This window comes from Pseudomonas sp. SL4(2022) (genome assembly GCF_026625725.1).
GTDB lineage: Bacteria > Pseudomonadota > Gammaproteobacteria > Pseudomonadales > Pseudomonadaceae > Aquipseudomonas.
Genome location: NZ_CP113060.1, coordinates 2,015,640 through 2,027,471, shown reverse-complemented (window position 1 = coordinate 2,027,471; position 11,832 = coordinate 2,015,640). Strand labels below are relative to the sequence as shown.

Below are 11,832 nucleotides of genomic sequence, written 5' to 3'. Positions count from 1 at the left end.
ACTAAACTGCGGGTGCAGCCTCTGATCAGTTCTCCACGCCTCGTTTTAGAGCCGCACGCCTAGTGGCGCGTGTCTGACGGCGCATCGATGCTGCCATCAATAAACAATTGCAGTACATCCGCCGCATCGAACAGGTAGCGCTCGTTGCAGAACTGGCAGTCGATTTCCACACTGCCGCCATGCTCCTGCACCAGCGCCTCGGCATCGGCCTGTCCCAGGCTGATCAGGGCACGACTGGAGCGCTCACGCGAGCAGCTACAGCGGAACTGCAGGACACGCGGATCAAACAGGCGCAGGGCTTCCTGGTGATACAGACGGTGCAGCAGGGTTTCGTTATCCAGACCGAGCAGTTCCTCGGCCTTCAGCGTATCGGCCAGAGCCATGGCATGCTGCCAGCTGGCTTCACGCTCATCGGCCTCCTTCAGGCGGTCGGCCGGTAACTGCTGCAACAGCAGGCCGCGAGCACGCTGACCATCGGCGCTAAGCCAGAAGCGGGTAGGCAACTGCTCGGAGGTGGCGAAGTAATTGGTCAGGCAGTCGGCCAGGGTGTCGCCTTCCAGATCGACGATGCCCTGATAACGCTGCCCGGATTTCGGGTCGACGGTCATGGCCAGCACGCCATCGGGCATCAACTCGCGCAAGCTGGCATCGGCAGCAATCTGCTCGGCGTGGTAGCGGGCGATACCGCGTAACTCGCCTTCGCTGGAGCATTCAACCATCAGCAAGGGCACGGCACCGGAGGAGCGAGCCTGGAGGATCAGCAGGCCCTCGAATTTCAGGGTGCCAATCAGCAAAGCAGCAGCAGCCAGCAGCTCACCCAGCAGTTGGGCGACGGGTTGCGGGTAGGTGTGCTTGGCCAGCACATGGCTGTAGCTGTCGGTCAGACCGACCAGTTCGCCGCGGATATCGCTGTCGTCGAACAAGAAGCGTTGAGAAAAATCAGACATGCCAACTTCACTGAATGTGACTCGGCCGGCGATTTTAGGCGCAAACGCCCAGCCGACCAAGCGCCTCTTATCTATCGGTCCTGCGGGAAGAAGCTATCACGGCCGCAGAAGGCCACCGCTGCTGGCAAGAATGGCCTGATTGTATGTACACAGCGTGGAACCTTTACGAGCGCTGAATCACTCCTCATCCGCCCAGGGATGGCGCAGGCCACCGTCCTGCCGCTCGTTGAAGTCGTGAATCTGCCGGCGCTGCTTCTTGCTCGGCCGCCCCTCGGTTTGCATGCCTAATGCGCCTGCCTTACGCTGGGCGGCGGCCTGCTCGCGGCGCACGATGCTCTCAGCCGTTTCGGCATACAGAGCCTGCGCTTCTGGCGCGCCCCGGCGCACCACTGAGAGCGCCTGCACCACCACGCTGCGCTCCTCGAAACCGGTGCGGATCACATAGACATCGCCCACCTTCGGCTCCTTGCCTGGCTTGCAGCGCTCACCGCGGTGATGCACCTTGCCGCCTTCGATGGCCGCCTTGGCCAAGGCGCGGGTTTTATAGAAGCGTGCCGCCCACAGCCATTTGTCCAGACGCACCTTGTCGTCTTCATTTTTATCGCTCATCCGATCCTCGCTGATCACGCCGTGAGACGGACATTTTGCCTGATGCAGTTGTCACACGTGCCAACTAGAATGCCCGCAAATAGCTTGGAACTACCTTTTGAAGACCTTTGACCAACTGGGCGTAATTGGCCTGCGCGAATGGATAAACCTGCCGGAGCTGGGCATGGTTGGCCTGCGCGCCAAGATCGACACCGGCGCCAGCACGTCCAGCCTGCACGCCAGTGAGATCCAGCCGTTCGATCGCGATGGCGAACCCTGGGTACGCTTCACGGCGCACCTGGGCACCCTGGTGCAACGCCGCCACCGCTGCGAAGCACAGCTGGTATCGGTAAAGACCATCAAAAGCTCCAACGGCCAGAGCCAGTCGCGCTATGTAATCCGCACTCCCCTGACCCTGGGCGAACGCGAGTGGCCGGTGGAGTTCACCCTGACCTGCCGCAAAACCATGCGCTACCGCGTGTTGCTCGGCTCCAAGGCGCTGATTGCCGGGCAGTTACTGGTCAACCCGGCATTGAGCTACGTACAAAACAAACCCACCCTTGCAGACCCTTCTGGTGCCCAATGAAGATCGCCGTGCTGTCGCGCAACCCGCGCCTGTATTCCACCCGCCGCCTGGTCGAAGCCGGACAGCTACGGGGCCACGAGATGGTGGTGATCGACACCCTGCGCGCCTACATGAACATTGCCAGTCACAAGCCACAAATCCATTACCGGGGTAAACCGCTGGAAGGCTTCGATGCGGTCATTCCACGCATCGGCGCGTCGGTGACGTTCTACGGCTGCGCGGTGCTGCGCCAGTTCGAGATGATGGGTGTTTTTCCACTCAACGAGTCGGTGGCCATCGCCCGTTCACGGGACAAACTGCGTTCGCTACAACTGCTGTCGCGCCGAGGTGTTGGCCTGCCGGTCACCGGTTTTGCCCACTCACCGGATGACATCGCCGACCTGATCCAGATGGTCAACGGCGCACCGCTGGTGATCAAGGTGCTGGAAGGTACCCAAGGCATCGGCGTGGTGCTGTGTGAAACGGCGACGGCGGCCGAGTCGGTCATCGAGGCCTTTATGGGCCTCAAGCAGGACATCATGGTGCAGGAATACATCAAGGAAGCCGGCGGCGCGGATATCCGCTGCTTCGTGGTCGGCGACAAGGTGATTGCGGCGATGAAGCGCCAGGCCAAGCCCGGCGAATTCCGCTCCAACCTGCACCGCGGCGGCAGCGCCAGCCTGATCAAGATCACCCCAGAGGAGCGCATGACGGCCATCCGCGCCGCCAAGGTCATGGGGCTGAGCGTGGCCGGCGTGGATATCCTGCGCTCCAACCACGGCCCGCTGGTGATGGAGGTGAACTCATCGCCGGGCCTGGAAGGCATCGAAACCACCACCGGCAAAGATGTCGCCGGAATGATCATCCAGTACATCGAGAAGAACGGCGGCCCACACCTGACCCGCACCAAGGGCAAGGGGTGAGCCGGATGTAGGCGAACGCCGGCCAAGGATGGCCGGGCCGGTCCTGCAGATCACAGCAGGGATACCGAAACGCATACTCAAGCCTATAGCTGGTGCTGCTCCAGCCAGGCCTGGAAATCCGCCTCTTTCAACGGTTGACTGAAGTGATAGCCCTGCCCCAATGAACAGCCCTGCTGGCGCAGGCAGTCGAGTTGCCACTGGCTTTCGATGCCTTCGGCAACACACTCCAGGCCCAGGTTGCGAGCGATGACGAGGATGGTCTGCACCAGCATCAGACCACTGCCATCTTCACCGTCCATGTCCCAGGTAAAACTGCGGTCGATCTTCAGGCGATCCAGTGGCAGGCGCTTGAGGTACGTCAGTGAGGAGTAGCCCGTACCGAAGTCATCGATGGCGAAACGCACACCGAGCGCCTTGAGCGCCTGCATATTGCTGATGCACTGCTCGACCTCTTCCAGCAGCACGCCTTCGGTAATTTCCAGTTCCAATGCTGTCGCCGGGACCTGATGACGCTGCAGACATTCGCTGACGCGTGTCACGCAACTGCGCTGACGCAATTCTCGCGGGCTGAGGTTGACCGCCAGAACCATGTACGGCCACTGCGGCAACCAGCGCGCCAAAGCGGCACAGGCCTGTTCCAGCACCCAACCGCCCAACTCCTCGATCAGCCCGGTTTCTTCGGCCAATGGGATAAAGTCTGTCGGCATGATCTCCCCACGCTCGGGGTGCACCCAGCGCAGCAGCACCTCGGCGCCCGTCACCCGTTCATTGCTCAGGGCCACCTGAGGTTGAAACGCCAGATGCAACTGGTTGCGCTGCACAGCCTGGCGCAACTCACTCTGCAACTGCAGGCGCTGGTCGATGGCTGCCTGCATTTCTGGCGCGAAGAAATGCAGCGCATTGCGCCCGCTCTGCTTGGCCCGGTACATCGCAGTATCGGCCTGCTTCAGTACATCAGAGGCCAATTGACTGCCAAACGGATGCAACGCAATGCCGATACTGGCACTGATGGACAGCTCATGACCGTCGATCCAGCAGGTGCCGGCTAGGCTTTTCAGCAGCTTCTCGGCGGTAATCGCAGCAGACTCGGCAGCCAGTTGCGCATTGCTGTCGAGCCCCTCCAGCAGGACCACAAATTCGTCTCCCCCCATCCGCGCCAGGGTGTCTTCAGCGCGCAGACCGCTGGCCAGGCGCGCCGTCACTTCGCGCAGCAGGCCATCGCCAACCAGATGACCCAGACTGTCATTGACTGTCTTGAAGTGATCCAGATCGATAAACAACAAGGCGCCCAAGGTGTTTTCACGCAACTCGCGGTCCATCGCATGCTGCAGGCGATCAAGCAGTAAGCGCCGATTCGGCAACCCGGTGAGTTCATCACTAAACGCCAGCCGCTCGATCTCGCGCTGATAACGCTGACGCTCGGAAATATCGGTGAGGCTGCCGCGAATCAGGATCGGCTCACCGGGCATCCGTACCAGGCGAACCTCGCAGGGAATCTGCCGGCCAGCGCTGTCACGGTGTAGCCACTCAAAAACCGGAGCCTCACCGGCCATTACCCGGCGCAGGTAAATTCTGCCCAGCTCACTGGTCAGACGGCCATCGGCCTGTTTGGGTGGGCTCAGATCAAATACGCGCCGGCGGGCGATTTCCTCGCGGCTGTAGCGCAGCAGGCGCAGGGCATTTTCGTTGCACTCGACCAAATTGCCATTGAGATCAAACAACACAATGGCTTCAGGTGCGTGCTCAACCAGGGTGCGATAGCGGGCCTCGGCCTGCAGGCGCTCGCTGATGTCCTCCACCAGCAAGAGAAACATGCGAACCCGCCCGGTGCTGTGGCGAACGGCACGCAGGCTGACGCGGGTATGCACCAGACTGCCGTCAGCACGGCGGAAGCGTTTTTCCAGCTCGAAGCCTTCACGCATACCGATGAGCACCTGATCAAGCAAAGGCTGCTCGATGCGCAGATCCTCTTTTAACGACAGACTCTCCCAAGAGCTGGCCATTAACTGCTCACGGCTACAACCAAGGATGCTGCACAGCTTGTGATTGACCTCTTCCCAGGCAAAGTTAGGGCTGGTCTGGGCCATCCCGATCAATGGTGCTTCAAAAAACAGATGCAGGCGCTCGTCACGCTCGCGCAACTGCTGCTCGGCGTATTTACGCGCGCTGACATCCTGCAGTGCGCCATACACCCGCACCAACTCGCGGCCGTCGCGCTCACTGATACCGCGAATGCGCAGCCAGCGAGTCTTACCTTTGGCGGTCAGCAGGCGCACTTCAATATCGAATTGCTCCAACCCATCAATGAGCTGCTGCAGCACCTGCTCGGCCGTAACGCGGCCGCTGGCATCCAGGTAACTCAAGGCGCTATTGAGGTCGGGCGTGCCGTTCTTCGGATCCAGTTCGTAGATGCGGAAACAGCCCGCGCTCCAATCCATGGTCTGCTGCGGCATGTTCAGCACCCAGCCACCGAGGTTGGCGATATGCTCGGTCTGACTGAACAGATAGCTCTGCCTGAGCAATTCGTCACTCTGCGAACGCACCTGAGTGGCCAACTGTTCGCGGGCACTCACATCACTCTGCAATGCAACAAAATGGCTGATGCCCAGGTCATCCCGCATGGGTGCCAGCGTCAGCTCGTTCCAGAACATCTGCCCGCTCTTGCGGTAGTTACGCAGCACCACATCACAGGGCATGCCATCACGCACGGCCTGCTGCAGACGGCTGAAGGCTTCCTGCTGACGATCGTCACCCAGCAAGAAACTCCAGTTATTGCCCAAGGTCTCGGCACGGTTGTACCCGGTGATCTGTCCAAACGCCGGGTTGCAGTAGATCAGCGGCAGGCCAGGTTGCCGTGCATCGGCAATCACCACCCCCAGCGGACTGGCTTCCAGCGCCAGGTTGGCCAACGCCAGTTGCTGCTGCATCTGCGCGCTGCGCCCCAGCGACAGGCGCAAGTCACTGAGGCTGCGTCCCACCAGTAAGGTGGCCAACATAAACAGCAGCACACTGAAATGCAGTTCCAGACGCTGCGGATTAAACCATGCCTCAGTCTCACCCATGCCGCGCAGCAGCGGCAGAATCAAGACCATCAGCACACTCAATACGGCCCCACAGACACTGCCCGCAAAGCCCCAGACCAACGCCAACCCCAGCATCATCACACCAATCAAGGGCAGATTCAGGGTCAACGGCAACATCCCCAGCAACCAGGGCATGCTCAGCAGCAACACCAGCAGCAGCGACCAAGGCGGCAACTGCAGCAGCACCTCGGGCACCCGCTTGTAGCCCTTGCGTGAAGTGCCACGCAGCCAGCCATGGCGACGTAACAGAGGCGTCAGATAGACCAGCAGCGGAACAGCCAGGGCAACAGACGTCAGGCTGTCGGCCAACCACAGGGTGATGCTACCGGCCAGCAACTCCGAAAGCGGTAAGTAACCGGTCAGCCAGAGGTTGCCCTGCACGCCAAGCGCCATCGGCACAGCAGGTAGCAACACGCCCAACATCATCAGACGCAGCAGATGGCTGAGGTCGGGCAAGGACGGATCGAATGGACGCAGGCGCAGGAGCCACCAGGCTAATGCAATGCCCAGTGTCTCCGAAATGGCATACAGCGGGGCCCATTGCCAATCCAGCCCCCAGAGCGGTATCGCGAACATGGCGTTCAGGTAAACCGCCAGCAGCACACGCGGCCCCCACCAGAGCACCAGCACCAGTCCTATGGCAAACGGCAGATACCAGAGCGCCGCCCCTTCAGTGAACTGGGTCGCCAGGGAAAGCCAGGTGGCAGTATGGAGCAATGGCAGCGGCAGCAACCATGTCCAGATGGAGAGACGGGGTGGGACGGCAGGCATGCTGACCTCATGTCATGACGCTGACACAGCATAGTTCAGCTCAATGATGACAGTATGCCAGCGCCCCTATGCGGCGTCGCGGGGCAGCAACAGCCCCAAGGGCAGACAAACCCGCGCTTCCAGCCCCCCCCCGAGCGGTTGCGCAACTCGACACTGCCACCGTGCAGCGCGGCAATGCGCTTGACGATGGCCAGGCCCAAGCCGGCACCCTGCCCGCCCCGGGCGCGATCACCACGGATAAAGGGGTTGAAGATACTGCCCAGCTCGGCCGGATCAATGCCAGTACCGCGGTCCAATACACTCAGCACCACGTAAGGCGCACTGCGATCACCCGACAGAGAGACCGCTACCTCAACGGCATTGCAGCCGTAGCGCAGGGCGTTCTCGATCAGGTTGACCAGCAGCCGCTTGAGTGAAACCCGGCGCAACGGGAAGGCTGGCACCGCCTCCAGGCACAGGCGCACCATTTCCTGCTTCTGGTTGTAGGGCGCCACTACCTCGCGGATCAGTTCCAGCAGATCAAGCTGCTCCAACGGCTCATCACGGCCATCACGGATAAAGGCGAGGAACTGATCGAGAATGGCATCCATGTCCTCGATATCACGCACCATGTCTTCGGTCAGCTCCGAATCGGTGTTGAGGAACTCCATAGACAGGCGCAGACGAGTCAGGGGCGTACGCAGGTCATGCGAAACACCCGCCAACATCAACTCGCGCTCGCGGGCCGCCTGCTCAACATCCTCGGCCATCTGGTTGAACGCACGGTACACCTCGGTCATTTCACTGGGCGTGTCGCTGACCGGCAGCCGCACGCTGCGGCCCTTACCCAGTTGGCGAGCGGCGAACACCAGGCGCTTAAGCGGCGCATTGAGCTGGCGCACGAAGATCCATGCCGCCGCGGTCGACAACAGGCCGATGGCCAGGAACCAGCCCAGGACACTCCAGATCCGCTGACCGCGCAGTGGATGCGGATACAGCGGCACCCGCAACCAATCGTCGCCCAGCGCAGGGGCATGCACCCAGAGCGCCGGCGGGCTCTTGGCACGCACCCGCACTTCGGTGTCGGGGCCCAGTTCAGTCTGCATCTGCCGCGCGAAAATCTCGCTATAGGGCCAATGCTGTTCAGTAGCCGGCACCTGCTCATGCGGAACGCGGGTAAGCCCGGCCGCTTCGGCGATGGTGGTGCGATCTTCCGGGTCCGCCGCCCAATAGGCACGCAGGGTCAGCGCAGCGCCGTGGCTGTATTGGCGGTCGACCAGCACGTCCTCGTTCATCATCAGATAAACCAGGGTCAGCGCCTTGGAGAACAGCACCACGATCAGCACCAGCCACAACGTGCGGGCGAAGAAGCTTTGCGGGAACCAGAGAGGGGTTTTCATGGTGACTCGATGCGGTTGTAGGGTGGATCGCGCCTCATCGATCCACCGAGCAGAAACAGAGGAGGATGAATAAAGCGTCATCCATCCTACGGCGGTTACTTGTTGCCATCCGGCACAAACACATAGCCCACGCCCCAGACCGTCTGGATATAGCGCGGTTTGGACGGATCGGGCTCGATCAAGCGGCGCAGACGGGAAATCTGTACGTCGATGGAGCGCTCCAGCGCATCCCACTCGCGGCCGCGGGCCAGGTTCATCAGCTTGTCGCGGGTCAGCGGCTCGCGGGCGTGTTGCACCAGTGCCTTAAGCACGGCGAACTCGCCGGTGGTGAGCATATGTACCTCGTCACCCTTCTTCAGTTCGCGGGTGGCCAGGGACAGTTCGTACTCGCCGAAACTCACACTTTCGTCTTCGCTACCCGGCGCACCCGGCACGACCGGGGCCTGGCGACGCAGCACGGCCTTGATCCGCGCCAACAGCTCGCGAGGGTTGAACGGCTTGGCCAGGTAATCGTCGGCGCCCAGTTCCAAACCCTGGATACGGCTGGCCTCGTCGCCCTTGGCGGTGAGCATGATGATCGGCACCTGGTTGTTCGCCTCACGCAGACGGCGGCAGGCGGACAGGCCGTCCTCGCCCGGCAGCATCAGGTCGAGCACCACCAGGTTAAACAGCTCGCGGGCCAGCAGACGGTCCATCTGTTCGACGTTTTCTACCGCGCGCACGCGATAACCCTGCTCGTCGAAGAAGCGCTCCAGCAGGCGACGTAAGCGCGCGTCGTCATCGACGATCAGGATTTTCTCGCCTTCAACGGGAAGTGCAGTGCTGCTCATTCAGGGCTCCTTGTCCGGGCATCCGCCGGGCGCGGACGCGCTGGCAGTGTGTAATAGCCGCCATTATGGCTCAGGAGCCGCAGCCAACGTGCAGTCCATTGTTAGCAGATTTTTCCCGGACGGGTTCCCGGCACGCTGCCGGGCAGTGTTTATAATGCGCGGCTTTCGTGTCTGGCCCGTGCTCTGCGTGGCCGGTTTTTCGTTTCAGTGTGGGTAGCTTTTTCTATGCTCAGCATCAACAACCGCATCGCCGAAGAACTGGGCGTACGCCCGCAACAGGTCGCCGCCGCCGTGGCGCTGCTCGACGAAGGCTCTACCGTGCCGTTTATCGCACGCTACCGTAAAGAGGTCACCGGCAGCCTCGACGACACCCAGTTGCGCACCCTGGAAGAACGCCTGCGTTACCTGCGTGAACTCGATGAGCGCCGCGCCAGCATCCTCGCCAGCATCGAAGAGCAGGGTAAGCTGACCCCTGAACTCGCGCGCGAAATCAACCTCGCCGACACCAAGACCCGGCTCGAAGATTTGTATCTGCCGTTCAAACAGAAGCGCCGCACCAAGGGTCAGATTGCCCTGGAGGCCGGCCTCGGCGAGCTGGCCGACGCACTCTTCAATGACCCGACACTAACACCGGAAAATGAAGCAGAACGCTTTATCGACGCCGAAAAGGGCTTTGTCGACATCAAGGCCGTACTCGAAGGCGCCAAGTACATCCTCATGGAGCGCTTCGCCGAGGACGCCAACTTGCTGGCCAGCCTGCGCAGCTTCCTCAAGGACAACGCCATCCTCAGCGCCCGCGTGGTTGCCGGTAAAGAGACCGAAGGCGCCAAGTTCCGCGACTATTTCGAGCACGACGAGAAGTTCAAGGGTGCACCGTCGCATCGCGCCCTGGCGATTTTCCGGGGCCGTAATGAAGGTGTTTTGAGCGCCAGCCTGAAAGTTGGCGACGAGCTGCCAGGCAGCATGCACCCCTGCGAAAGCATGATTGGCGAGCGCTTCGGCATCAGCGCCCGTGGCCGCGCCGCCGACAAATGGCTGAGCGAAGTGGTGCGCTGGACCTGGAAGGTCAAGCTCTACACCCACCTGGAAACTGACCTGTTCGGCGAACTGCGTGAAGGCGCAGAAGACGAAGCCATCAACGTCTTCGCGCGCAACCTGCACGACCTGCTGCTCGCCGCGCCGGCCGGCCCACGTGCCACCCTGGCGCTGGACCCGGGCCTGCGCACCGGCTGCAAAGTGGCCGTGGTCGATGCCACCGGCAAAGTGCTGGAAACCGCCACCGTCTACCCGCATGCGCCGCGCAATGACTGGGACGGCACCCTGGCGATCCTCGCCAAGCTGTGCGCCAAACACGCAGTCGACCTGATCTCTATCGGTAACGGCACCGCCAGCCGCGAGACCGACAAGCTGGCCGCAGACCTGATCAAAAAGTTGCCAGGCCTGAATCTGACCAAGGTCATGGTGTCCGAGGCCGGCGCTTCGGTGTATTCGGCCTCCGAATTGGCGGCCAAGGAATTCCCGGACATGGACGTGTCGCTGCGTGGCGCGGTGTCCATCGCCCGTCGCTTGCAGGACCCGCTGGCCGAGCTGGTGAAGATCGACCCGAAATCCATCGGCGTCGGCCAGTACCAGCATGATGTGTCGCAGCTCAAGCTGGCGCGCTCGCTGGATGCGGTAGTCGAGGACTGCGTAAACGCCGTCGGCGTCGATGTGAACACCGCCTCCGCCGCCCTGCTGGCACGCATCTCCGGGCTGAACACCACCCTGGCACAGAATATTGTCGCCTTCCGCGACGCCAACGGCGCGTTCAACAGCCGCGCCGACCTGCTTAAGGTGCCGCGCCTGGGTGACAAGACCTTCGAACAGGCCGCCGGCTTCCTGCGCGTGATGAACGGCAGCAACCCGCTCGACGCCTCCGCCGTGCACCCGGAAACCTACCCACTGGTGCAGCGCATCGCCGCCGACACCGGCCGCGATATCCGCTCGCTGATCGGCGACTCGGCCTTCCTCAAGCGCCTTGATCCCAAGCAGTTCACCGACGATAAATTCGGCCTGGTGACCATCGGCGATATCTTGAGCGAGCTGGAGAAACCCGGCCGCGACCCGCGCCCGGAGTTCAAGACTGCCGAGTTCCAGGAAGGCGTGGAAACCCTCAGCGACCTCAAGCTGGGCATGATGCTCGAAGGCGTCGTCACCAACGTGACCAACTTTGGCGCCTTCGTCGACATCGGCGTGCACCAGGACGGTTTGGTGCACATCTCGGCGCTGTCGGAGAAGTTCATCAAGGACCCGCACGAGGCGGTCAAGGCCGGCGACGTGGTCAAGGTCAAGGTCATGGAAGTCGACATCCCACGCAACCGCATCGCTCTGTCGATGCGCATGGGCGATACCCCCGGCGAGAAAATCGAAGGCCCGCGCGGGGGTCAATCCCGAGGTGGCAAACCTGCCGGCAATGCGCCGCGCAGCGAACGCCACTCCAGCCAGGATAAGCCCGCGCCGGCCAGCGGTGGCATGGCGGCGCTGTTTGCCAATGCCAAACAGCTGAAGAAATAAGCCAGCGCCCACGGACATAACCATTATGTCCGTGGGCCATGCGCCCGCCCCTGCCGCGTCGCCCGGATGCAAAAGCACTGCGCCCAGCTATAACCTTCTTCACCCACCTCGGGTTATAAAGCGCTACCGACCGCTGAAAGCGGTTTTCTCGCCCCCTTGTAGAGCAGGCTTGTCGTCCCCATATTGGGGCGAC

The 11,832-nt window shown here is 61.8% G+C and carries 7 protein-coding genes and 1 pseudogene; 3 read left to right on the top strand and 5 right to left on the bottom strand.

The window, feature by feature from the left end:
• Positions 1 to 59: 59 nt before the first annotated feature.
• Positions 60 to 947: an Hsp33 family molecular chaperone HslO gene (gene hslO, locus OU997_RS09680; RefSeq protein WP_108489619.1), complete on the bottom strand. Its 888-nt coding sequence runs from the start codon at positions 945 to 947 to the stop codon at positions 60 to 62.
• A gap of 177 nt (positions 948 to 1,124) precedes the next feature.
• Positions 1,125 to 1,556 carry an RNA-binding S4 domain-containing protein gene (locus tag OU997_RS09675; protein ID WP_267809750.1) on the bottom strand — a complete coding sequence of 144 codons (432 nt, stop codon included), beginning with the start codon at positions 1,554 to 1,556 and terminating at the stop codon, positions 1,125 to 1,127.
• 130 nt (positions 1,557 to 1,686) lie between these two features.
• Here OU997_RS09675 and OU997_RS09670 point away from each other — a divergent pair, with 130 nt between their 5' ends.
• Together OU997_RS09670 and rimK are read left to right on the top strand one after the other, a co-directional pair.
• On the top strand, positions 1,687 to 2,121 hold the full coding sequence (locus OU997_RS09670; protein ID WP_256582965.1) for an ATP-dependent zinc protease: 435 nt from the start codon (positions 1,687 to 1,689) through the stop codon (positions 2,119 to 2,121).
• Complete coding sequence (gene rimK / locus OU997_RS09665) at positions 2,118 to 3,023, top strand: 30S ribosomal protein S6--L-glutamate ligase (protein ID WP_108489616.1); 906 nt, start codon at positions 2,118 to 2,120, stop codon at positions 3,021 to 3,023. The genes OU997_RS09670 and rimK overlap by 4 nt, the downstream gene beginning before the upstream one ends.
• Before the next feature lie 83 nt (positions 3,024 to 3,106).
• Here the strand turns inward: rimK and OU997_RS09660 are convergent, their stop codons facing one another.
• The 3 genes and pseudogenes from OU997_RS09660 to ompR all read right to left on the bottom strand — a co-directional run bounded on the left by OU997_RS09660 (position 3,107) and on the right by ompR (position 9,086).
• Positions 3,107 to 6,877 carry an EAL domain-containing protein gene (locus OU997_RS09660; RefSeq protein WP_108489615.1) on the bottom strand — a complete coding sequence of 1,257 codons (3,771 nt, stop codon included), beginning with the start codon at positions 6,875 to 6,877 and terminating at the stop codon, positions 3,107 to 3,109.
• Between the two features lie 66 nt (positions 6,878 to 6,943).
• A pseudogene (locus OU997_RS09655) lies at positions 6,944 to 8,256 on the bottom strand (ATP-binding protein).
• Positions 8,257 to 8,351: 95 nt separating this feature from the next.
• Positions 8,352 to 9,086 (bottom strand): two-component system response regulator OmpR, encoded by a 735-nt coding sequence (ompR, locus tag OU997_RS09650; protein ID WP_108489613.1) that lies wholly within the window; start codon positions 9,084 to 9,086, stop codon positions 8,352 to 8,354.
• Positions 9,087 to 9,311: 225 nt separating this feature from the next.
• Between ompR and OU997_RS09645 the strand changes: the two genes are divergently transcribed.
• Positions 9,312 to 11,639, top strand: a complete 2,328-nt coding sequence (locus OU997_RS09645; RefSeq protein WP_267809749.1) for a Tex family protein — start codon at positions 9,312 to 9,314, stop codon at positions 11,637 to 11,639.
• Positions 11,640 to 11,832 lie beyond the last annotated feature (193 nt).